Raw genomic sequence first — 21,963 nt, 5'->3', positions numbered from 1 at the left:
CTAGCATAAAACAAATGCTTTAGTAGGGGGTTTTTATAGTGGGTGAATTGAAAACACGATTGGCGAACTTAACGCAATTTGAATCAGAACGGTTAGTGATGCGACATGCGGTTGAAACGGATGCGGCTGATATGTATGAACTGTTTCATGATCCGGAAGTGACACGCTGGATTCACGTACCGGTACCTGAGTCAGTGGCAGAAACGCTTGAATTTAGTATTCGACGGTATCACTTGGCTGATCCGCTGGGAAAATATGTGTTGATTGAAAAAGCCAGCGGCAAAATGATTGGTAGTATTGATATCCGTTTGACGGAAAAGAATGCGAGCGCCGAGACTGGGTATGCTTTGAATCACGATTATTGGGGCTCTGGCTACATGACGGAAGCGTTAAAAGCAGTTATTCGGGTTGGCTTTGAGCAACTCGGCCTTCATCGTATCGAGAGTTATCACGCGCCAGCGAATGCTGCCTCTGGTCGGGTTATGCAACGGGCGGGGATGACGTATGAAGGCCGTTTGCGCGACTATGAAAGATTACCAAATGGCACTTTCGTGGATAGCAACGTTTACAGCATCTTAAAAACAGAGTAAGACCACTAAAAAACCGGGTTAATTGGCATAGCCATTACCCGGTTCTTTAGTGTCGTGATTTATTCGTGAGGAGCCAGACTAAACCAACAGCTACCCATACGCCAATAATCAAGCTACCGCAGATACTAGCAAGTAGTGGTAGGTAGCAAGCCGCATCTAATCGATATAGGTAGCGTGACGACAAGATACACCCCAAAAAAACAAGCATCACCAGCCAGGTGGTTCGCCAGCAAAAATTGATTTCATTTTTCATCGTAAAGTCTTCCTTAAAATCAAGTCTAAGAAAGGCGTGTTGTGAAAGCTGGCGATAAATTCGACAAGATAATGGTGAATTTATGATGTTTTGCGTCCGTTCACTAATCTTTTTGCATAACCGACCTGAAGATGCGTACAATAGACGGTAAGGTTTCACTTCGAAAGGAAGATACGATGACAACGACTTTAATTGTGACCCATACTGATTTAGATGGGGTCATGGCCGGCTTAACGGCAGCCCAAACTAGTCAATCAGATGCTACTATTCTGTACGCAGAGGCTGGGGCACCCGGTATTGATGCTGTCCTGCAGCAAGTGCTGGATGATATTGTAGCAGACAAGGTGCGTAAACCGACACACGTGATACTGTTGGACAATACCCCATCAATGCAAATGTTACTGCAATTCAACCAAGTAACGGGTGTCCAGCCAGTTGTTTATGACCACCACGTCTCAAATGCACCTGTGTGGGCTGGAGCGACGACGGTTGCGCGGTTTGTTACTGACGATACAGGGACATCTTCGGCGACTGAGTTGATATTTAAGGATCAACGAGCGGCATTTACGACATTGCCTTTTTGGCAAACCTTAGTGACACTAACGAACTTATACGATACCTGGCTGTGGCAGGATGTGGCATATGATGATGACGTAGCGACAGGCTCAACTGCGCAAGTTTTGAATGAGGTGTTGTACTTTTTGGGTCGTGAACGTTTCAGTACGCGCATTACGGCCGCTAAGGAAGCATCGATTTCATCTAATGAGAAACCACGTGATCTGCTGATTAAAATTTTCTCGCCGGTCATCATGGGACTGGTAGATGACCGCATGGCAGCTAATGCAGCCTATGTCTTGAAAAAAGCGGAAGCTGCGGAGTTTGGTGATTTGATAATTGGCGACACCACTTATCACTATGCGTATGTGACAGCGTCAAAGCAAATGTCTGAAATCGGTAATGCATTGACTGCTTTACCAGACGTTGATTTCGGCTTAGTGATTAATAATGGTGCATTATCATTCCGTGTTGCTAAGGACAAGGATGTTGATGTATCGCTTGTGGCGGCCGCCTTTAATGGTGGTGGCCATGCCAAGGCATCCGGTGCTAAATTACTTCTTGACTGGCCGGCCGTCCTGCAACAGGCCGTGACGTCCGAAAACTAAACTGTTTGCTGAAAACGATCGACGTTGTTAAATGCCGGTCGTTTTTTGATTTCGCAAAAAAAGCGATACTTAAAGTCAAAAAACGCCCCCTTTCATTGCAGAAAGCGCTTACAATAGACGTATAGCAAATGCAGTCATACGTATCGGGGGACATGACATGGGAATTAAGTTACAAGACGACTTTCTTTGGGGTGGTGCAATTGCCGCCCACCAAGCAGAAGGGGCCTGGCAAGCAGGTGGTAAGGGCGTATCTATCGCTGATATTTTGACAGCAGGTAGTCATACTGAGCCACGGCAGATTACGGACGGCGTGGTAGATGGATTGAATTATCCAAATCATCATGGTATTGATTTCTATCATACTTATAAAGAAGATCTGGCGTTAATGGGCGAAATGGGGTTTAAGGCCTTCCGAACATCGATTGCCTGGACACGTATTTTCCCAAATGGTGATGATGCGGCACCCAACGAGGAAGGGTTGCAATTCTATGATGATTTATTTGATGAGATGCATAAGCATGGCATTGAACCAGTCGTAACATTGAATCACTTTGAAATGCCGTATCATTTGGTCACTGAGTATGGCGGTTGGTCAGATCGCCGGGTGATTGATTTGTTTGTAAATTATGCCCAGGTAGTCTTTGAGCGTTATCGTGATAAGGTTACGTACTGGATGACGCACAATGAAATTTCAAATCAAGCCGCCGTCTCAGACAATCCATTTTTCGAATTTATGGTGTGGACAAATTCGGGACTGAAATTTGATGACAAGGCAACACTGGCTGATAAGCAGGCAGCCATGATGCAGGCCGGACACTATGAGTTGGTTGCCTCGGCAAAGGCGGTCCAAATTGGCCATAAGATTAATCCTGATTTCGTGATTGGGGGGATGGTCAACGTGGCCGCGCTATATCCAGCTAGTCCAAAGCCTGCCGATATGTTGGCTTTCCAAAAGGCGCGTCAGGCGCGTGACTGGTTTACGGATGTTCACGTTCGTGGTGCGTACCCAGCCGAGCTGGAGGCATTCTTTAAGCGGACTGGTATTCGACCAGATATTACGGATGAAGATCGGGCTGACTTATTGGCCGGTACCGTGGATTACATGGCCATTTCGTACTATAACTCGACAACTGTTCGCGCAACATCGGACCAAGATGCTGAAATTGATCATCCGGCTGACGTTGAGGTTGTTAAGAATGACTTCGTAAAGGTGAATGATTGGGATTGGGCAGTTGATCCACAAGGTTTGCGTTACGCATTAAATGAACTAAATGATATGTACCCATACCTGCCAATTATGATTGTTGAAAACGGGTTTGGTGCTTACGATGAAATCGTTGATGGTCAAGTACATGACCCATACCGCATTGATTATCTTAAAGCTCACGTTGCTGAAGTTGAAAAAGCAATCGTCAATGATGGTATTCCAGTAATCGGTTATTTGTCATGGGGACCTATCGACATTGTTTCGGCGGGTACCGGTGAGATGAAGAAGCGTTATGGTTATATTTACGTTGATTTGGATGATATGGGTGCAGGATCTGGCGAACGGTTACGCAAGGATTCGTTCTACTGGTATAAGCAAGTCATCGCGACACAAGGTGAAGACTTAGGCGATTAGCGGATTGATGCCCGTCACGAAACAAACCACAACTACGCTACTTTAATTATTAAATCCTTACACTAATTGATGGGCATCAAGAAAACCACAGGTAGGTTGCTACTTGTGGTTTTTGTTAGCCATTCTACAACGGCAACCGTTAGAAAACTGTAAGAATTGTGTCCGATTTTCAACACTCCATCACGATAGTTGACGGATTGCGTTAGAATGTTGATAGATAAAAACAAAGGACGAAGCATCATGAAGTTAAAGTTTAGCGTTTTGGGGTTGGTAGTTGTCGTGATGAGTTTGCTAGTTGCTGGACAGGCCAAAGCTGACACAGTTACAACTGATGCGACGACGAACCAACCGCTGTCAGGGTATGTGTTTACTGCTAATCGTGATTGGCGTTGGTATGAGAATGGCCAGTTATACACCGGGTTCCGTAATTACTTTGGAGCAAATTATTATTTTATAAATGGTGTTCGACAAACAAACACGTGGGCGACTGAATGGGGCAAGACCTATTATCTAGGTGCTGATGGCCGAAGTGTGGAAGGCCACCTGGTGACAATTAATGGGGTCACGTACGACTTTGGTAATGATCAGACGTTCTACCTGCGCGGTAAAGTTTCTGGCTATTTGAAAGATGGCTCAGCAGCAAATGGTGGCTATCGTTGGTACGACAATGGCCAACTATATACCGGTTTCAAGTTTTACATGGGCACATACTACTGGTTTGTCGATGGTGTACGTCAGAATGCCGGTTGGCGAAGTGCGTGGGGGATGACCTATTATACGGATGCAAATGGTCGAGCGGTACAAGGCTTGCAAACGATATCTGGCAAGCAATATTATTTTGGTGATAATAACACGTATTACTTGCGAGATATTCCAGTCAATACTCCTCAGACCAAAACCAAAGCAACTGCGAATGGTTATATTTACGATGGTTCAGCGTTGAATGGCGGTTATCGTTGGTATGAGAATGGCCAATTGTACACCGGCTTTAAGCATTATATGGGGACATATTACTGGTTTGTTGATGGTGTGCGCCAAAACGCCGGCTGGCGCCATGCCTGGGGATACACGTACTACACGGACAACCAAGGACGTGCTGTGCAAGGGTGGCAGACTATTAACGGCATCCGTTATTATTTTGGCGATAACGGCACATTCTTTATGCGTTACTATTTGAAATAAATACAACTAAAAAGTAGTCATCGTACAGTTTGCGCGATGACTACTTTTTAGTTGTGATTAACGATTGATGCAAACCCGGATGCAAGTGCTTGATTGTTAGTTGGTTTGAAATACAAGTAACCTTCAGGATTACCTTGATTTTGTTGTGTGACAAGCACTTCAGGGTTTCCCTTATGAAGGGTGAATAAGTACATTGTCAGCACTGGATAGTTTTCGTTTGACCTCGCATTGCCACCATACACGGCAACTAAGTTATAGTCATGATTACCTGTACCGTTGTCGGACCATTGCAAATCAATAGCATGATCATCTACTGCAGGGTGCATGTTCATGGTGCCGTTCGTGAGGGGTGTTGGGAATATGACACCGTATAGATTAAAATCATGACCAGGGTAATATGACTCGTAGTGTTGCCCCATTTGACTTGACCAATCCAGCATAAATTTAGCCAGTTGTTGGCTTTTCTCAGCCGACCAGGGGGATGAAGCGCTGGATACTGCCGAATGCTTTGTAGCTGGTGAAGACGCCGGTGGATTATTTACCTGTCTCACTGATGATGTACGATGATTTGTTGCAGGTTCCGTTTTCAATAAATTCGGCGCAAATTTGGCACCGATTAGGCCAGCAGCTAAGACTGTTGTCACAAGGGTGGTACTTATTAGTATTTTAGAACGCATACCGTTTCTCCTTAACATGATTTATAAATACAGTCTAATTTCTGGGTATGCTTTCCATATGGCTTAAATCATATATTTTAATGACGCATTACGAAGAGAACCGGCACTGTAAATTTTGTTACAAAATCCAGGAAACCGCGTATTTACTGATATAATTATTTCTGTTGTTTTTTTAACAAATCAAAAAATTAAAACTAGTATTTATTTCAGGAGACAAATATGGAAGTCTACGTACTAGCAGTTGTGGTGATTATCGTGGCCCTAATCTTTGATGGGGTTAACGGATTCCACGACGCAGCGAATGCAATCGCTACAGCTATTACAACAGGTGCTTTGAAGGCCAGGACAGCAATTATCATGGCTGCCGGGATGAACTTGATTGGGGCCTTGATGGGAACAGCCGTCGCTGCAGTTATTGCACGTGATATCGTTGATATGACGCAGGTGAGCGCTGAACAGCAATTATTCTTGGTCATTGCTGCCTTACTAGGTGCGATTGGATGGAACTTGATTACGTGGTGGTTTGGTCTACCATCGTCATCAACTCACGCGATTATCGGTGGGTTGATGGGAGCAGGTTTGGCTGAACAAATTGCCGGTAATGATGTGCACATTAAGTTGGCCAAAGTCGTTGAAAAGGTGATTGATCCCATGGTGTTGTCGCCAGTTGTCGGATTTGGTCTTGCACTTATAATCATGGTTATTTTGAATAAGATCATTAAAAAGGCTAATTTAAAGGAAACGGATAAGTTTTTCCGAAGTGCTCAAATTTTCACATCCGCTTCATTGGCTTTGGGACACGGTTTGCAAGACGCCCAAAAGTCAATGGGATTGATGTTTATGGCGGCGGCCCCGGTTGGTTTCTTTGGCATTCAGCCTGGACAAACGGAAATTCCGCTACAAATTATCTTGATGGCATCTTTGGCCATCTCAGCTGGAACAATGGCCGGTGGACAACGCATTATTCACACGTTGGGTAGCAAAATTACGGTATTGAGCCCACAAAAAGGATTCGTGGCCGAAGCCGTTTCATCAGCAGTGTTGTTCATTTCTGCGTACTTTGTTCACGCGCCAATTTCAACGACACACACGGTTACGTCAGCAATTGCTGGAACGGGTGCATCTGATGATATTCGAGCCGTAAAATGGAGTACGTTAAAGAATATTGTGATGGCATGGATTATTACGGTACCATCCGCAGGATTGATCGGTTTCATGTTCGAAGAAATCTTCCGCATGTTGTTTATGTAATATAACTTAAATCAAAAAACGCTACTTGCCAAAATTGCGGCCGGTAGCGTTTTTAATTTAATCATGATAATTGCAGCGGCTTATAGAACGACCATGTTTTGGGGTCATTTACCTGCTTTAGTTCAACTCACGATAATATATATTATGTAAACTAGAATAACTGTATTTTGTGGTAACATGCCATTGCCTAGCAAAATTAAACACCAAGATACGACAACTAGCCTATCTTGGTGTTTAATCGGTTTATTCCGCAATCATTTCAATCACGACTTTGCCACGTGCATGATGTGATTCAATACGTTCGTGCGCGGCCCGTACGCCGGCCGTTGTAAATGGAAACTTTGAGTCAATGACGATCTTTAAGGCTTCGTTTTGATAATGCGTCGCTAGCTTAGCTAAATCCTGCCCATTTGGTTGTAACCACCCAGCCAGTAATGTTTGATCGTTGGCTGCGGCGGTTGCTAACTGTTCAGGCGTTGGGTTTGCTGAAATCGTCACGATTCGGCCACCATGTGCTAAAACAGCTAGTCCAGCATCAATGTCACCAATGCTGTCTAGAACCGCATCATATTGACTAATAACGTCGGTGATAGCTTTTTGGTGATAATCAATGACGATATCTGCACCTAAGTGCCGTACAAACGCATCGTTTTCAGGGCTGGCCGTGGTAGCAACGGTTGCACCAAGCGCTTTTGCAAGCTGAATGGCGACGATACCAACACCACCAGCCCCAGCCTGAATCAATACTTTAGAACCGGCCGTCACGTGTAGCTCGTTTAACATTTGCAAAGCTGTTTCACCAGCCAATGGTAACGCCGCAGCTTCCGCAAACGACATTGTTTCAGGCATCAATGCAAGTTTGTCAGCTTTTACCGCCATTAACGTTGCGTAAGACCCAAATGTACCAGCATCATCCATGTCAGGACGCGCAAATACACGATCACCAACGGTAAAATCAGTGACATCCTTGCCAATTTCAACGACAATGCCGGCAATATCCCAGCCTAAAACGACGGGAAATTGCCAATTAAACATGCTTTTCAACGCGCCTTGACGGGCTTTGTAGTCAATTGGATTCACGCTCGTTGCATAGGTTTTAATCAATACCTGATCATTAGTTATGGTTGGATTGACATAATCATCAACAACCGACAATTCATTTCGATCCCCATATTGGTTAATAATTGCTGCTTTCATACCACACCTCCAGAAACCCATTATGACATAGTGTTTCCCAAGTGAATTGGAAGTTTAAGATATCTTTTCATTTCTTGGCGTTACCAACTACTGCGACGCACCAACTTGCCACGCAGCAAGGGATCGGTTAAGACGGGTTCCGTTTGAGATAGATCCTTTAAACGGCGATATAGCCATTGGCCTAACGCAAAATAGTCGAAACTAACCGTGCTTAAACCTGGTGTCACGATTTCGGCAGCCGGGGTATTGTCAAACGCGACGATTTTGGTGTTTGCAGGTACGGCGACGTGCAGCTCTTGCAATGCTGCTAGTGCCCCTAACGCAATCGTGTCAGTTGCTGCAATGATGTATTTGGGCGACGTATGTGTTGCGAGGTAGTTGCGCATAATTTCAGCCGTTTCAGTACGATCAAATGTCGTATAAAGCCGTTGCATGTTGTTGTCTAAAGCTTGAATTATCGCGTTGAAACGGGTTTGTCCAACATTGTAGTCACTATTTGGATCGACACCAAGTAACAACACATCCGTTGGTTTAACAGTGGCAATTAGTGGTACGAGTAACTCACCGGCATGTTGGTTATCAACGTTAACGGTTTCAAAGTGTCGTGACTGTTGACCCTGCACAACAACTGGTACGGATACTTGTTGTAGTGCAGCGGTCATCTCACTAGTAATTTGCCCAGTCATCACGACAATACCATCGACATTTTGTTGGGCAAGCTGTTTAACTGCTTCAACTTGGCGCTTGGCATCGTGATAGGTGTTAATGGTTAAGAAAAAATCTCCTTGATTGACATCATCCATGCCACGCATCATCTCCGTCAAAGCAAATGAGGCAAATGTGGGGACCACAACCCCGATCATGCCACTGGATGTTTTTTTCAAACTTTGGGCAAATCGATTAGGCTCATAATCATACTCTTTGACGACAGCATCTAGCTTAGCCCGCGTTTTTGCGCTAATTGACCCGTTATTTAAATAACGTGAGACGGTGCTTTTCCCGACGCCGGCTAGACGGGCGATATCATTTATTGTTATCCGTTCTTTTTCACTCATCTTGCCCCTCCGTATCTTTCGTATTCATTTTAACAATAAAAAGCGGCGTTGTGCGCAACGCCGCTAAATAATGCAATTATTACCATTCTTGTTGAATTTTAGCTAAGGTTTCGAATTGCATCTCTGTTAAATTGACAAATTCAAGAGCAACTTTATGGTCTTGGACCGCTTGCTCAAAATCTGAAATCTCATACCACAAAGCGTCTGCAGAATTTCCTAATGCAATTTCTTCTGACTCGCCGGTATCGGTGTGATACCAAATGGCTGTATCAGCGCGTGGAAAATCTGGGATACGTAGGTACCCTTTAGTGCCGGAAATTGTAATGGCCTTAGGTTGCTTAGCTTGCATTGATAATGTGATGGTCGCCATTTCATGATTTTCATTTGCTAGAATCGTCACTGATTGTTCATCAACCCCGGTTTCAAAAGGGACCATCATCGATTTTGCTCTGCTTGGCGTACTGTTCATAAAGTAGACAGTGGCCTGTGTTGCATAACCACCAATATCAAGTAGTGCCCCGCCTGCTAAGTCAGGATTAAAGAATCGATTATTTGGATCGTAAGGCTTATGACTGCCAAAGGTTGTGTTAATCACCTTAATCTGCCCCAATGCGCCTTGATTAATGAGTTCACGAAGTCGCTTGAAAAGAGGCATGTGTACTGGTGTCATCGCCTCTAAGAGAACTAATCCAGCGTCCTGGGCTAACTTTCGAACGATAGCGTACTCTTCGTTAGAGACAGTTATCGCTTTTTCTGCTAACACGTGTTTTTGATGCGCCAAAGCCTGTTTGATAAAGTCAAAGTGTGTATTATGTGGCGTTGCAATATAGACAGCATCAATTGTTTCATCGGCTAATAAATCCGCGACTGTCTCGTAGGTTTTTGGAATTTGATACTGTTCGGCAAAGGCTGTCAGTTTTGCTTGATTTCGAGCCGTCACAGCCATAGCCGGTTGCTGGTGCGCTAATAAACTTGCTGCCATTTCGTTGGCAATCGTGCCAGTACCAATAATTCCCCAATTTAAAGACATGCTAATGTCCCCCATTTCTTTTAATCCGCGTCAGGTACTTTTAGTAACCCGTAGATGACGCCCGCTACGATTGCACCAATGGCTACGAAGAGCAAGTATAACAATGGTGAATTTGTTAAGGCAACCACGAAGATACCGCCGTGTGGTGCCAATAATTTAATCCCTGCTAGGCCTACTAATCCACCTGCCAACGCTGAACCAGCAACAAAACTTGGGATGGCACGCGCTGGATCAGCCGCTGCAAATGGAATCGCCCCTTCTGTGATGAAACTTAATCCCATGACAATGTTGGTTAGGCCGGCTTCGCGGTTCTTTTGACTGAACTTATGTCTGAACAATAATGTTGCGACAAAGATCGCCAACGGTGGCACCATCCCGCCAGCCATGACGGCGGCCATGACAGTTGACCCGCCGGTTGCAACACTAGCGGCAAGTGTACCGGTTCCAAAGACATAGGCGGCTTTGTTAACTGGACCACCCATATCGATTGCCTCCATCCCACCGAGTAGTGCACCTAGTAGGATGGCGTTAGTACCATTCAAGCTAGATAAAAAGCCGTTCAAGCCACTGTTAATGGCCGACATTGGAATGTTGATCAGCAACATTAAAAAGCCTGTTACGATAACACCCAGGACTGGGAAAAATAGAATTGACTTGATGCCATCTAGGGCTTTTGGCAAAAATGCGAAGGCTCGCTTAAGCATTAACATGACACCACCAGCCAAGAATCCGCCGACCAATGCCCCTAAAAATCCTGATGGCACTGGTTGGTGTGAAGCGTTCAAGCCAACATTGAAAATGCTGTACCCATTTGCAGCAAGCGCACCAGCCACGAAACCAGCCACTAGCCCAGGCTTTTCAGCGATTGAATAAGCAATGTATCCAGCCAGGACTGGAAGCATGAAGTTAAAAGCGGTATTACCAATTTGCTTAAAGAATGCAGCAGCGGGATGGTAAGTTCCGAGTTGCGATAAAGCAGATTGGGGAACGCCAAGTGTTTGGTCGATTAAAAAAGCCAGCGCAATCGCAATCCCACCACCAATGACGAATGGTAGCATGCTTGAGACACCGCTCATGAGATGACGGTAAAAAGCCTTACCAAGGGACAGTTTCTCATTCGCGTCTGAGTGCGTGACGGTTTCCGTTGTTTGATAGATTGGTGCATGACTATCTAAGGCCTGGGTAATCAGTTTTTCAGGATGACGAATCCCCTCGGCAACGGGTACGTTGATCAGGGGCTTATCCGCAAAACGGGCCATGTCAACTTTTTTGTCTGCCGCAATAATGACGCCGTCGGCTGCCGCGATATCGTGCGCATTCAGTTTGTTCCCAACACCACTGGCACCGTTCGTTTCAACTTTAATACGCACGCCCATTGCAGCAGCTTGCTTTTTTAATGCTTCTTCAGCCATATAGGTATGCGCAATGCCGGTTGTACAGGCCGTCACGGCAACTAACAACGGCGCGTTCTCATTAGCTATCGTCCCTTCTTCTCCCAATGAATTTGGCGATGATTCATCAAATAGTCGGCGCACTTCAGCCGGCGTTTTGGCGGCCATTAATTGGGTTGTAAATCCATCACGTAACAAGAATCGTGACAAATTAGCTAGTGCTTCCAGATGTGTATTACTAGCCGTGTCTGGGACAGCAATCATAAAGAGTAAGTGCACTGGTTGACCGTCTAGCGCATCGTACGCAACCCCCGTTTCAGAACGGGCGAATACAATTGTTGGTTGAAGCACCGCTGCATTCTTTGCGTGTGGAATGCCAATCCCATCACCTAAACCTGTTGACGTTTGTGCCTCCCGTGCCAAAATCCCCTCTAAGAAATCAGCCTCATTTGAAATCCGATTTGCTTGTTTCAAACCAGCAATCATTTCCTTAAAAGCCCCAATTTTGTCTGTGGCGGCCAGATTCAAAATCATTGTCTCTGCCGCTAGCAAATCATTAATTTGCATGATTAACCCCCCGTTTAATTAACCAATTTCAGTTATGTGTACGTGATCCAAGACGGACCTAATTTTTGTTTGCGTGGCAATATCTTCGCTAAATGCCGTTGCGGTTGCGCTTGCGACCCCCAATTTAAATGCAGTCACCGGGTCTTCTTCAATTATCCACTGTGCTAAGAAACCACCAATCATCGAATCCCCAGCCCCAACTGAGTTTTGTAAGTCCCCTGCGATTGGTTCAGCAAAGTACACATGGTTATTGGCAAATAATAATGCGCCATCACCACCGAGCGAAATAATTGCTTGTTGGGCACCGCCAGCAATTAATTGTTGACCAGCGAGTTTCAAACTGTTCAAACTGATATCTGTCAGTTCAAATAGTGCTTGCACTTCGTCACGATTGGGTTTGACCAATAACGGGTGCAGAGCCAATGCTTGTTTTAAATCATCGCCGGTCGTATCAATAATAAAATTAGCTTGTTTACTAACCACCAGCTGAATTAATTGTTGATAAGCATCGTGTGGTAGCGTACTAGGTAAACTACCGGAAAATACAACGGTATCTGCTGGTTGCAATTTTGAAAATTTCTGTTTAAAAGTCTGCCATTCTGCATCAGTAATTTGAGGCCCCAATGCGTTTATCTCAGTTTCTTCGCGAGACTTTAATTTCACGTTAATCCGAGTTGTGCCTTGAATTGGTGTGAAGTCAGTTTTAATTCCTAAAGTCTGCAGAGATGTTGCGATAAAAGTACCGGTATACCCCCCGAGTAACCCCCACGCCTGATTGTTAACTTTATTAGCTTCTAAAATCCGGCTGACGTTAATCCCTTTGCCACCAGGATAGGCATTAGTGGTCTGGGCCCGGTTAGTCGCACCACTGATATAATTTGGCACTGCCATCACGTAATCAATCGATGGATTGAGGGTGACTGTATAAATCATGATTGGTCTCCGATCTTTATTTGTGTTTTTGTCTGATATGAAGCCAATTGTGTTGCCGAATTTGGTTCAGTAATAATCGTTACTTCTTCCAAGTCAGCTACTTTGGCAAATGCCCGTTGATTAAACTTACTGGCATCTGCCAAAACGAATGCATGCCGTGAATGTGCGATAACCAAACGCTTAATGGCCGCTTCCTCTAGGTCAGGTGTCGTAATCCCTGCAGTAAGGTCAATCGCATCAGCACCAATAAAACTTACATCAAAGGCAAGTTGTCCGAGTTGTTCAGCCGCTGTCATACCCACAGTTGCGTTAGTAGATAGCTTTACTTGACCGCCAATGACAACTACCGGCACCATTAAATCAGCTAACTGCGATGCATGGTGAACTGAATTGGTAACGACCAAAGGCGCTGGCGTCACTTGGCCAAGTAATGCAATCATGGCCCCAGTTGTTGTACCTGCATCTAGGTAGAGCGTTTCACCTCCTTGCAGTTGGGCAATTGCGGTCAGGGCAATTTGTTGTTTGCTTGGTTGATTCAATTTGGTTTTGTCGGCAATGGCAATTTCGGGTTGTAGTGTGGGGTGTTGACTTATCAGTTCGACCCCACCATGAATTCGTTTCACTAGCCCTTCGTCTGCTAACTTGTCCAAATCTCGTCGCATTGTTGATACAGACACTAATAGCAGTTCTTGCAGCTCGCGGATTGATATGCGACCGCGTTTTTGAATCAATGCTAATATTTTGTCTTGTCGTTCTGAAATCATCATAATCATTCACCTATACAAATGTAAGCGCTTCCTTTTCACCAGTAACTATAGTGTTATTTGGTGCCTTTTGCAATGTTTTTCGTTCAAAAACTTTCATTCACAATCAAAAAAAGAGACAGTCGTGTTGATGACTGTCTCTTTTAAAAGAATCATTTATTCCCAATGGGCCTTGTCAAATTCGGTTTTATCACCATGCACGTAGAAATGGCCACGTTCTGCTACGACTGATACTGCTTCTCTTAGCGTATCCGTCACGTCTTGGATTTGTGAAACATCTAGCAAAAACGACACGAGCTCATTTGACCACGTTAGCCGAGGGTCGGCACCGAATTGGAGCCAGATGCTGTCAGCATCTGGGTCATCCCAGTCACTTGCACCGTGATAAGGCCGGTCGTCCACTAGTATGCCACCACCAAAATGTGCGACAGCCTTATCGTGGGCTAAAATGATTCGTTTATAAATTGGACTACTGTTATCTTCCCCAAAATAATGTTGTAGCCAAATTAATTTATCCTGCCAAGCGCTTGGATTTTGCCAAGGCGCAGTTGATAAAACATAGATGTCATATTCAGCAGCTAGTTGCTTCACGGCTTCAATTGCACCAGGCATTGGTGGCAAATCCCGGAAAATGCCAGGAATTTGATCTGGTTTTTCTACAGATTGTTGTCGCATGTCAATCTTGTTTAAAACGGATAATGTATCAACAAGAACATTATCCATATCTAGGAATAATTTTGGTTGTGTCATTTTATGCTCCAATAGTTGTTGTGGTAAAGAAAGCGCATACATTGATTAGGTGACTTCATTATAACAATATTTTAGCCCTTGTCGACGGCTCACGACTGCATTTAATATCATACAAACGTTTTGAGGGTTATAATGGCACATCTTAACAGCGGTGCTGAATCACTAAGAATCAGCACCGCTGTTAACACGACTTTATTAAAATAAGCTACTTTTATTTGGTGAATTCACCATAGTGGCAAGCTTTTTGAGCGGCCAAATTTAATACTGACCATTGCCGGTCGAATCCTGGCTGGAAGAAAAAGTCGGCTTCTGCTAAATCATCCACGGTCATTTTTTGTGCAATGGCTAGGGCCAACGTGTTACCAAAGCCGGTAACATCGTAATCACGCGCCATAATAGCGCCACCTAAAATGATTCGTGAATCAGGATTAAACGCTAAGCGGACAATAATGTCCCCGTTCCCTTCACTGGTGGGAACGAAAGCTGGCTGACGCGTATCGGTGTAGGTGACGGCTGAAATTTTAATGTTTGACCGCTCAGCCGTGACGCTGTTTAGGCCGGCTGAGGCGAATGTATAATCAAAAACTTTTAAAGCTGAGGCGCCAACAACCCCTTTGAAATCAACATCATGCTTGTTGCCCATAATTCGTTGGGCGACATATTGGGCTTCGCGACGTGCGGTGGAAGCTAAGGCTACCGGCTGTTGCTGTCCAGTTGGAATATAGTAAGGCTTCACAGCGTCACCAATGGCATAGACATCTGGTAAATTGGTTTCGAAATTACGGGTTGTCTCAATCCAGCCTCGTTTATCGAGCGCTAACGTATCTGCAAAGGGTGCCGTGTTTGCGGTTACCCCAATGCCTTCAATGACTAAGTCGGTCGCATAGGTTCCCTGGTCAGTTACGACGGCTGTCACGCCCTCATTTTCCGATCCCTCGAATGCAGTGATGGCCTCACCGACTTTTACGTTGACGCCATGGGCAATTAATTCTTGCGTGATTATGTCCGTCATATCGGCGTCCAGGTAAGCGGCTAACACACGAGGTAACATGTCTAGGACGGTCACGTTTTTGCCAGCTCTCACCAGCGCTTCAACGGCCTCAATACCAATGTACCCAGCCCCAATAACGGTGACGTCTTTGATAGTTGCATCGTTGAGGTATTGTTTAATACGTTTGGCCCAATCGTAACCACGCATCGGAATAATGTTGGCTAAATTCGAACCGGGGATGGTTAAGTGTGCGGGTGTTACACCCACACTTAAGACTGCTTTGTCATAAGTGAATAAGTCCTGGTTATTAATTGTGAGTGTGTGGTTCGTCGCGTCAATACCTGTGACTTTCGCGTTATTACGTACATGACCACCATATTTTTCTAGATCTGATGGCTTGAAATTTCGGACAAGCTCAGCATTTTGGACCGCCTCGGTTAGATAGAGTTCCATCCCACAAGACATAAATGAAATGAAGTCACCGGCCTCGAAGACCGTGACATCGTATGCATCGGACTGCGTTAACAATTCTAGTGCGACTTCGTGACCGCCGTGTGATGCACCGATGACTGCAATTTTTTGTTTAACCATGATAATCCCCCATTAATCGTATGTTGTTTTGTGCATATATTAACTATCCTATTTCATTCGACTCACATGTATCCACCCCCTTTGAAAGCCATTAGAGCTTACAAAATTTAATATACCTGTCGAAAAATGCTTGTCAAAGAAACCTTAAAAAACAACTTAGTTTGTTAAATCACACACTTATTGTCCTTAAAAAAAGGCTATATTTGTTTTATATCTGTGCCTAAAAAGAAAAGTTGTATTGTTTGGTGAGCTATGTGACCATAATAGTATGGAAAAAACAATAATATGGGGCAATGTTTTAGATACCGCAGGCCGGTGTGTTCACTGGCATAGTGACCGTGATGTTATCGCCAATCGCTGTGCGACTTGTGGCAAATTTTATGCCTGTTATGAATGCCATCAGGCAGACGAAAGCCACCCATTCGGTCGTTACGCAGCACAAACCCAACAAAAGATTGTGTTGTGCGGTGTCTGTGGATTGCAAATGACCTACGCACATTATGAAACAATTGATCAATGTGAGAATTGCGGGGCCCTCTTTAATCCTGGCTGCTCCTTGCATAAGCACTTATATGTGCAATAGAAAAATGGTAGACATCATGCTGACGTCTACCGTTTTTTTGATTACCGACGTTACCGGTAAGTTAGTGATTTCAAAGAATCTCCCGTGTCATTGGTGACATTAATAACCAATTTCGGATGTTTTGCCCCGCTAGCTTGCATTGATTGGATAATTTTACTACCCAATGAATCAATTTGGTCACCATTTGTACGCAGACCAAGATTAAGCATTGTTTGTGACAGTTTGTCCGTCTTAATGGTATAGGTGACTGTATCACCAGTGACTTGTGCTGAAGCATCAGTTACCCAACCGTTGGCACTTTGTTTAAGATTAAAAGCTTCATTATTTAATTTTAAGGCAACATTTTGGGGCGTGGTTGGAGCGAGTTCAACATTTTTCAAATCAACACCGGTGGTGTGTGTGCCGCTAACAACAGGTAATAACGTGGTGGCCTTATTGGCCACCACGTGACGTTCAATTTGAATGCCCGCAAAAATTAACACACCAATCACGGCTAGTACACTAATTAAGATTAACCAAAATTTTTTCATTATAAATCCCCCTTGTCTTGTGGCATGATTAGCTGATCTACGAGTCGCCCGCTGTTAATCATGTCTGTCATCACTTTTACGACCTTGGCGATATGGTTTTCCACTTCAGATTGTTGCAATAATTGTAACGGGTGCGCATCGATTAGGTTGAAATCATGATTGTATTCGGCCATTAACTGACGTAATGCATCCAAGTTCGCCGTAGTGGGTACAACAGGTGTGATATCCCGTTTGTAAGGTACCAGTGCATATTGATTAATTAAGAAACGATTCAATTGCTGGAAATCTTGATAATACAGCGTCAACAATTGTTGTCGAGCTTCAACGGGGCCTACCGGAATATGGTTGCTGAAGATGTCCTGTAACCAAAGTTCATCAGCAACCAAATGCGTATAGTACCCCAGCATGAAGTTGTCAGTGAGGCTGCTAGGGTATTGCGTTAAAAATTGGCCGAGATCAATTCGTTGTGTGCCACGATTGCTTGGTACAAGAAAATGGGTGTCCCCTTTAGTCAAATCAGACGTTTTATCAGCGTCAGGTGCCTCATTACCAAGGAAAAACCCATCATCTAAAAAAGAATGAATGGTCATTAATTTTTGTGCGATTGCCGCGTGAATTAGCCGTGATCCCATCTTAATCCCCCAAAATTAAATATCTATAACTATTATACGCTTTTTAAATATGACTGTTTTGTCATTAATTTAAACTCAATAAGGAAAGCGTTTACATTTAGTTAAACTAACTTTATAATAGTGGTACGACATAGCAGTCGCATTGAGATATTTATTTGGGGATATATGGAGAATTAAGATTATGAGCTCATTACTCGTATTATTTGTAGGCATTCTACTCTTATTGTTTTTAATTATTAAGGTTAAGATGAACACGTTTATCGCGTTGATCTTAACGGCTGTGGCTGTTGGACTTGGTCTCGGCATGAATTTTGCGCAAATTCCAGTTTCGATTCAAAATGGAATTGGTAGCTCATTAGGCGAACTTGCAATTGTGTTTGGATTTGGCGCAATGCTTGGGCGCTTGGTTGAAGATGCTGGTGGGGCTTACCGCATTTCACACACATTGATCAATTTGTTTGGTCGCAAGCGTGTACAGATTGCGGTAATGATTGCCGCCTTCATTATCGGTATTGCCCTCTTTTTCGAAGTAGGTATGGTTTTGTTAATCCCAATCGTCTTCGCCATTGCGCTTGAGTTGGGTGTACCGTTGTTGTACCTGGGTATTCCGATGGCCGCTGCCTTGTCAGTCACCCACGGGTTTTTACCCCCTCACCCAGCACCAACTGCCATTGCGGGCGCTTTAGGTGCTAATCCGGGTAAAGTATTGGTACTAGGATTGGTTGTTGCCATTCCAGCTGCAATCATTGCCGGTCCGGTTTTCGCGAAATTAGCGAGAACCTATGCACCAGAGGCTTTCACAGTGAAGCGTGAATTGACGGCATTTGGTGAAGTGAAGCAGTTTGATTTAAAGCAAACTCCCTCATTTGGACTATCGTTGTTAACATCATTGTTCCCAGTTATTTTGATGGGAATTACGACCATCTACTCGATCATCGTGAATAATGGGCAACCTTTTAACGCTGCAAAAGTTAAAGGCTTGGATGCGTTTGTGACAATGATTGGTAATCCAGTTGGTGCGATGATTATTTCCCTGCTATTTGCACTGTGGTCAATGGGATGGCATCAACATAAGACGGTTAAAGAAATGGCCGCCACGATTGAAGAGTCAGTTAAGTCAATTGCCATGTTGTTGTTGATTATTGGCGGTGGTGCCGCTTTCAAGCAAATCTTGATTGATGGTGGTATTTCAGATCAAGTAGCGACCCTCTTCGCCCACGTTAACATCTCGCCATTGATCCTAGCATGGGTGATTACGGTTATCCTACGTGTGGCGCTTGGTTCAGCCACGGTTGCTGCGCTTACTGCTGCTGGCTTGGTCCAACCGTTGATGCATCAAGCGGGTGTTGATCCTGCCCTTATGGTCTTGGTTATTGGTGCCGGTTCTCTTGCAGCGTCACACGTTAACGATGCTGGCTTCTGGATGTTTAAAGAATACTTTGACCTCGACGTTAAGCAAACACTTAAAATTTGGACGGTCCTAGAATCGTTGATTGCGGTGGTTGGTTTGATTATCGTCTTGATTTTAAATATGTTTATCTAACAGAAAACGCCCCGTCTCGTGTTTGAGACAGGGCGTTTCTTTTGTTTAACTGACTAAAATCATTAAAATTGGAATAACGACTAACATCAATAAGGTTGTTTGTGTGATTGAAATAGACGCAAATCTAAAATCTCCGTTTAATTCGCGCGCCATGACAGCTGCATTTGTCATCGTTGGCATAGCGGATTGAATGATAAAGACCGCTTTAAGCAATTTAGGGAGCTCAAAGGGCATCATCATTAAGGCCATGACGCTAGGTGCCAGGACAAAGCGTCCTAAGGCAAGTGTCAAATTTTCCCGATCAGGGATTAAGTCGGTTTTTTGAGCTTTAGCAATGGAAAAACCAATGAAAATTAGTGATAACGGAACGTTTGTATTACCCAGATCAGTTAAATCGGTCCGAATAAAGGTTGGTAATTGAATGCGTGCCAGGACTAAAATCACGGCGATGATTAGGGCAATCATCGGCGGTGTAAAAATCCCCTTCAGGGTTTTACGGAGACTAAATTTTCGACCGGTTGCCGTGTCTCGTTCAATCATATAAACGCCTAATGTCCAAAAGACGATGGTATTAGCCATATAGTAGACCAAGACGTATGGCAAACTATCTTTACCGAATAGTGCCATGTTAACCGGTAATCCCACCGTGACGGTATTTGAATTGAAAAACAATGATTGGAATAATCCTTTATGGTGTGGACTTACCTTGATTAATTTCGCGATTAAAAATGACAGAGCGAATAATGCTAACATGCTTGCAATCGGTAAGACTAATTTTGGCCCGATTGCTAGTAGTGTTTGCGGTGTAAAGTCTTCCGGAATGCTAACAATCAGATAAGCAGGTATGGCAATTTTAGTGACAAATCCAGATAAAAACTTACTTAAGCGCTCATCATCATCGTTGAAAATATGCATTTTTAGTAGGGCGTATCCGGTACCTACCAAACCAAGAATCATTAAAACACCGGATATACTGTGCCACATAATTGCCATTATAAAACGTTCCTTTCTAAACAAGAAAACCAGAGTCCTGAATCAGGCTCTGGTTTAATCACCTATTCGACTGGGTGTGTGTCTGGGCAAGCAAAGCGACCGCTTTGCTCTGCTTTTTCAAGCACTCGTGTAACAATCGTTAATTCATGTGCGTTTAGCCACGTTGTGGGCAATTGCGCTTGATGATACATCAAGCCGGCAACTGCACCAACTAACGGCATAATCCGAGTCGGTTCACCCGGTAAACCAGCAGCGATCGTTAACGCGTCCTCGTAGTTTTGACTGTTCAATAACACCCATATTGTCGCAGCCAATGTGTCGACGACATAACCTGATGCATGCAAAGATTCGATTGGCATATTTTCAAAATCAGGTGTGTTTAATGCTTCAAAAGCGACCAACTCATCTGCGAAGACCGCATGTTTTGCGTAATATTCATAGGAATTACTAATTGCGAAGTCAAAGGCCGCTGGTAAACTCATACCACTCAATAGGCCGTTTAGTAACATGGCGTATAAGCCAATCGCAATTAATGAACGTGGATGGTTGTGTGTCAAGCCACCCACTTGGTGCAACGTTAACATAGCAGGGTCATCTTTAATGAAATCTTCCCCGTACGTTGCTTGTAGGTATAACACGACGGGTGTAATTCGAAGTAATGCACCGTTCGCGTTATCACTTTCATCTCGCCCGCCCGACGTAAATGGATCTTGGGTTTGACGGAAATTTTCAATGGCCATACGGGTGACGTCGCCAGCATGCTGGGGTGCGCCATCCGCGGTATAAGCGCCAGTTGTATACCAGTATGTAAACTGGGTCATGATGTCGGTTAAAATGTAGCCGTTAGATAAGCTATCGATAGTTGCTAACGTTAGCGATGAATCGCTGCTCCATTGTGAACTGTCGCCCATGATGATTTTTTGTGCAAAAAGGTCACCATTGATTAATCCCAACGTGCTATTTATTAACGGATTATCAGGTAAAGTCATGCCACAATCCATCCTTTCAAGAATTTTATTGTAACACTAATGTAAATTATTGGCAAATATGGCTAGAATACACTATAATTAGTTTATGAAACTGTAATAAAAGGAGTGCGTTATGTCGGAATCAGGACAAACGACGGAAATGAATTTATTCGCATTGACGCTATTGCGTGACCGCTTGCTACCAGAATTGTTGCAAGACGATGAATCAGAAATTATTTATTGGGCCGGTAAGGCCCTTGCCCGTGATGTTGACTTAACAGGTGTCATGGCACTCGAAACGTTTTTCATGGATGCTGGATTTGGATTCTTAACATTGACGTCAAAGAAGCCAACGGAACAAGTCTGGCGGTTAGATGGCCCTGTGGTCAGTACCCGTTTTGATGAAAACAATCATGCAAGTTTCGCGTTGGAAGCTGGTTTTCTAGCCCAACAAACGCAGCAACAGCTTGGCACAGGTGCCGAGGCACAATGGGAAGCAAATAAGCAGACTGTTGTGATTACGGTAATGACGGAAAACCCCGGCACATTGCAACCCTAGCAAAAAAGAGGCTCTAAAATATTTGGTACTGATGACCACTCGCTCACGCGATTGGTTGTTGGTACCTTTTTTGGTTTTTGGGTGTAAAAATAAAAAAGGACAGACCAGCTGCAACCAGTCTGCCCAAAATACCCTCGAAAGGATATCCC

Annotated in this window: 21 protein-coding genes; 8 read left to right on the top strand and 13 right to left on the bottom strand. The window is 44.2% G+C overall.

Annotated features, from left to right (window positions below; genetic code table 11):
* Nucleotides 1-38: 38 nt before the first annotated feature.
* The 4 genes from ACJ28U_RS09655 (at nucleotide 39) to ACJ28U_RS09640 (ending at nucleotide 4,809) form a co-directional block, all read left to right on the top strand.
* A complete protein-coding gene (locus ACJ28U_RS09655) occupies nucleotides 39-590 on the top strand; it encodes a GNAT family N-acetyltransferase (protein WP_407619117.1) in 552 nt (183 codons plus the stop codon).
* A 384-nt stretch (nucleotides 591-974) separates the two neighbouring features.
* Complete coding sequence (locus ACJ28U_RS09650) at nucleotides 975-2,006, top strand: phosphohydrolase (protein ID WP_407619116.1); 1,032 nt, start codon at nucleotides 975-977, stop codon at nucleotides 2,004-2,006.
* 157 nt (nucleotides 2,007-2,163) lie between these two features.
* Nucleotides 2,164-3,627: a 6-phospho-beta-glucosidase gene (locus ACJ28U_RS09645; protein ID WP_407619115.1), complete on the top strand. Its 1,464-nt coding sequence runs from the start codon at nucleotides 2,164-2,166 to the stop codon at nucleotides 3,625-3,627.
* Nucleotides 3,628-3,867: 240 nt separating this feature from the next.
* Nucleotides 3,868-4,809: a hypothetical protein gene (locus ACJ28U_RS09640; protein ID WP_407619114.1), complete on the top strand. Its 942-nt coding sequence runs from the start codon at nucleotides 3,868-3,870 to the stop codon at nucleotides 4,807-4,809.
* Between the two features lie 47 nt (nucleotides 4,810-4,856).
* Here ACJ28U_RS09640 and ACJ28U_RS09635 read toward each other — a convergent pair whose 3' ends face one another.
* Nucleotides 4,857-5,486 carry a DUF4767 domain-containing protein gene (locus ACJ28U_RS09635; protein ID WP_407619113.1) on the bottom strand — a complete coding sequence of 210 codons (630 nt, stop codon included), beginning with the start codon at nucleotides 5,484-5,486 and terminating at the stop codon, nucleotides 4,857-4,859.
* Nucleotides 5,487-5,705: 219 nt separating this feature from the next.
* Here ACJ28U_RS09635 and ACJ28U_RS09630 point away from each other — a divergent pair, with 219 nt between their 5' ends.
* Nucleotides 5,706-6,737: an inorganic phosphate transporter gene (locus ACJ28U_RS09630; protein WP_108730390.1), complete on the top strand. Its 1,032-nt coding sequence runs from the start codon at nucleotides 5,706-5,708 to the stop codon at nucleotides 6,735-6,737.
* A 243-nt stretch (nucleotides 6,738-6,980) separates the two neighbouring features.
* On the opposite strand, the gene ACJ28U_RS09625 is transcribed toward ACJ28U_RS09630, so the two are convergent.
* The 8 genes from ACJ28U_RS09625 to ACJ28U_RS09590 all read right to left on the bottom strand — a co-directional run bounded on the left by ACJ28U_RS09625 (nucleotide 6,981) and on the right by ACJ28U_RS09590 (nucleotide 16,006).
* Nucleotides 6,981-7,934, bottom strand: a complete 954-nt coding sequence (locus tag ACJ28U_RS09625; protein ID WP_407619112.1) for an NADP-dependent oxidoreductase — start codon at nucleotides 7,932-7,934, stop codon at nucleotides 6,981-6,983.
* Nucleotides 7,935-8,014: 80 nt separating this feature from the next.
* Entirely contained in the window at nucleotides 8,015-8,989 is a 975-nt protein-coding gene (locus ACJ28U_RS09620) for a LacI family DNA-binding transcriptional regulator (protein WP_407619111.1), read from the bottom strand.
* Between the two features lie 79 nt (nucleotides 8,990-9,068).
* A complete protein-coding gene (locus ACJ28U_RS09615) occupies nucleotides 9,069-10,019 on the bottom strand; it encodes a Gfo/Idh/MocA family protein (RefSeq protein WP_407619110.1) in 951 nt (316 codons plus the stop codon).
* Between the two features lie 20 nt (nucleotides 10,020-10,039).
* On the bottom strand, nucleotides 10,040-11,977 hold the full coding sequence (locus tag ACJ28U_RS09610; protein ID WP_407619109.1) for a fructose-specific PTS transporter subunit EIIC: 1,938 nt from the start codon (nucleotides 11,975-11,977) through the stop codon (nucleotides 10,040-10,042).
* A gap of 18 nt (nucleotides 11,978-11,995) precedes the next feature.
* On the bottom strand, nucleotides 11,996-12,910 hold the full coding sequence (pfkB, locus tag ACJ28U_RS09605) for a 1-phosphofructokinase (RefSeq protein ID WP_407619108.1): 915 nt from the start codon (nucleotides 12,908-12,910) through the stop codon (nucleotides 11,996-11,998).
* Nucleotides 12,907-13,677, bottom strand: a complete 771-nt coding sequence (locus ACJ28U_RS09600) for a DeoR/GlpR family DNA-binding transcription regulator (protein WP_407619107.1) — start codon at nucleotides 13,675-13,677, stop codon at nucleotides 12,907-12,909. The genes pfkB and ACJ28U_RS09600 overlap by 4 nt, the downstream gene beginning before the upstream one ends.
* Nucleotides 13,678-13,830: 153 nt before the next feature.
* Entirely contained in the window at nucleotides 13,831-14,424 is a 594-nt protein-coding gene (locus tag ACJ28U_RS09595) for a 5' nucleotidase, NT5C type (RefSeq protein WP_407619106.1), read from the bottom strand.
* A gap of 211 nt (nucleotides 14,425-14,635) precedes the next feature.
* Entirely contained in the window at nucleotides 14,636-16,006 is a 1,371-nt protein-coding gene (locus ACJ28U_RS09590; protein ID WP_407619105.1) for an FAD-dependent oxidoreductase, read from the bottom strand.
* A gap of 268 nt (nucleotides 16,007-16,274) precedes the next feature.
* Between ACJ28U_RS09590 and ACJ28U_RS09585 the strand changes: the two genes are divergently transcribed.
* On the top strand, nucleotides 16,275-16,589 hold the full coding sequence (locus ACJ28U_RS09585; RefSeq protein WP_407619104.1) for a CHY zinc finger protein: 315 nt from the start codon (nucleotides 16,275-16,277) through the stop codon (nucleotides 16,587-16,589).
* Between the two features lie 50 nt (nucleotides 16,590-16,639).
* Here the strand turns inward: ACJ28U_RS09585 and ACJ28U_RS09580 are convergent, their stop codons facing one another.
* Together ACJ28U_RS09580 and ACJ28U_RS09575 are read right to left on the bottom strand one after the other, a co-directional pair.
* The gene (locus tag ACJ28U_RS09580; RefSeq protein ID WP_407619103.1) at nucleotides 16,640-17,119 is read right to left on the bottom strand and encodes a hypothetical protein; all 480 of its coding nucleotides are present in this window, start codon (nucleotides 17,117-17,119) and stop codon (nucleotides 16,640-16,642) included.
* Entirely contained in the window at nucleotides 17,119-17,751 is a 633-nt protein-coding gene (locus ACJ28U_RS09575) for a hypothetical protein (protein WP_407619102.1), read from the bottom strand. Before ACJ28U_RS09575 ends, ACJ28U_RS09580 begins: the two co-directional genes overlap by 1 nt.
* A gap of 181 nt (nucleotides 17,752-17,932) precedes the next feature.
* Between ACJ28U_RS09575 and ACJ28U_RS09570 the strand changes: the two genes are divergently transcribed.
* Nucleotides 17,933-19,294, top strand: a complete 1,362-nt coding sequence (locus ACJ28U_RS09570; protein WP_407619101.1) for a gluconate:H+ symporter — start codon at nucleotides 17,933-17,935, stop codon at nucleotides 19,292-19,294.
* Between the two features lie 45 nt (nucleotides 19,295-19,339).
* Here ACJ28U_RS09570 and ACJ28U_RS09565 read toward each other — a convergent pair whose 3' ends face one another.
* Both ACJ28U_RS09565 and ACJ28U_RS09560 read right to left on the bottom strand, forming a co-directional pair.
* A complete protein-coding gene (locus ACJ28U_RS09565; RefSeq protein WP_407619100.1) occupies nucleotides 19,340-20,287 on the bottom strand; it encodes an AEC family transporter in 948 nt (315 codons plus the stop codon).
* Nucleotides 20,288-20,349: 62 nt separating this feature from the next.
* Nucleotides 20,350-21,276 carry an ADP-ribosylglycohydrolase family protein gene (locus tag ACJ28U_RS09560; protein ID WP_407619099.1) on the bottom strand — a complete coding sequence of 309 codons (927 nt, stop codon included), beginning with the start codon at nucleotides 21,274-21,276 and terminating at the stop codon, nucleotides 20,350-20,352.
* Nucleotides 21,277-21,388: 112 nt separating this feature from the next.
* Here ACJ28U_RS09560 and ACJ28U_RS09555 point away from each other — a divergent pair, with 112 nt between their 5' ends.
* Nucleotides 21,389-21,814, top strand: a complete 426-nt coding sequence (locus ACJ28U_RS09555; protein ID WP_407619098.1) for a DUF2507 domain-containing protein — start codon at nucleotides 21,389-21,391, stop codon at nucleotides 21,812-21,814.
* Nucleotides 21,815-21,963: the final 149 nt, after the last annotated feature.

This window comes from Weissella sp. MSCH1, assembly GCF_045799135.1.
In the GTDB taxonomy this organism is placed as follows: Bacteria; Bacillota; Bacilli; order Lactobacillales; family Lactobacillaceae; genus Weissella.
The sequence above is the reverse complement of the archived record's forward strand: the minus strand, read 5'-3'. Positions and strand labels throughout refer to the sequence as shown.

Excerpts from the sequence above, each read along its gene's own strand:
- ACJ28U_RS09650 (WP_407619116.1), top strand. The coding sequence starts at position 975 with ATGCGTACAATAGACGGTAAGGTTTCACTTCGAAAGGAAGATACGATG.
- ACJ28U_RS09645 (WP_407619115.1), top strand. The coding sequence starts at position 2,164 with ATGGGAATTAAGTTACAAGACGACTTTCTTTGGGGTGGTGCAATTGCC.
- ACJ28U_RS09640 (WP_407619114.1), top strand. The coding sequence starts at position 3,868 with ATGAAGTTAAAGTTTAGCGTTTTGGGGTTGGTAGTTGTCGTGATGAGT.
- ACJ28U_RS09635 (WP_407619113.1), bottom strand. The coding sequence starts at position 5,486 with ATGCGTTCTAAAATACTAATAAGTACCACCCTTGTGACAACAGTCTTA.
- ACJ28U_RS09630 (WP_108730390.1), top strand. The coding sequence starts at position 5,706 with ATGGAAGTCTACGTACTAGCAGTTGTGGTGATTATCGTGGCCCTAATC.
- ACJ28U_RS09625 (WP_407619112.1), bottom strand. The coding sequence starts at position 7,934 with ATGAAAGCAGCAATTATTAACCAATATGGGGATCGAAATGAATTGTCG.
- ACJ28U_RS09620 (WP_407619111.1), bottom strand. The coding sequence starts at position 8,989 with ATGAGTGAAAAAGAACGGATAACAATAAATGATATCGCCCGTCTAGCC.
- ACJ28U_RS09615 (WP_407619110.1), bottom strand. The coding sequence starts at position 10,019 with ATGTCTTTAAATTGGGGAATTATTGGTACTGGCACGATTGCCAACGAA.
- ACJ28U_RS09610 (WP_407619109.1), bottom strand. The coding sequence starts at position 11,977 with ATGCAAATTAATGATTTGCTAGCGGCAGAGACAATGATTTTGAATCTG.
- pfkB (WP_407619108.1), bottom strand. The coding sequence starts at position 12,910 with ATGATTTATACAGTCACCCTCAATCCATCGATTGATTACGTGATGGCA.
- ACJ28U_RS09600 (WP_407619107.1), bottom strand. The coding sequence starts at position 13,677 with ATGATGATTTCAGAACGACAAGACAAAATATTAGCATTGATTCAAAAA.
- ACJ28U_RS09595 (WP_407619106.1), bottom strand. The coding sequence starts at position 14,424 with ATGACACAACCAAAATTATTCCTAGATATGGATAATGTTCTTGTTGAT.
- ACJ28U_RS09590 (WP_407619105.1), bottom strand. The coding sequence starts at position 16,006 with ATGGTTAAACAAAAAATTGCAGTCATCGGTGCATCACACGGCGGTCAC.
- ACJ28U_RS09585 (WP_407619104.1), top strand. The coding sequence starts at position 16,275 with ATGGAAAAAACAATAATATGGGGCAATGTTTTAGATACCGCAGGCCGG.
- ACJ28U_RS09580 (WP_407619103.1), bottom strand. The coding sequence starts at position 17,119 with ATGAAAAAATTTTGGTTAATCTTAATTAGTGTACTAGCCGTGATTGGT.
- ACJ28U_RS09575 (WP_407619102.1), bottom strand. The coding sequence starts at position 17,751 with ATGGGATCACGGCTAATTCACGCGGCAATCGCACAAAAATTAATGACC.
- ACJ28U_RS09570 (WP_407619101.1), top strand. The coding sequence starts at position 17,933 with ATGAGCTCATTACTCGTATTATTTGTAGGCATTCTACTCTTATTGTTT.
- ACJ28U_RS09565 (WP_407619100.1), bottom strand. The coding sequence starts at position 20,287 with ATGGCAATTATGTGGCACAGTATATCCGGTGTTTTAATGATTCTTGGT.
- ACJ28U_RS09560 (WP_407619099.1), bottom strand. The coding sequence starts at position 21,276 with ATGACTTTACCTGATAATCCGTTAATAAATAGCACGTTGGGATTAATC.
- ACJ28U_RS09555 (WP_407619098.1), top strand. The coding sequence starts at position 21,389 with ATGTCGGAATCAGGACAAACGACGGAAATGAATTTATTCGCATTGACG.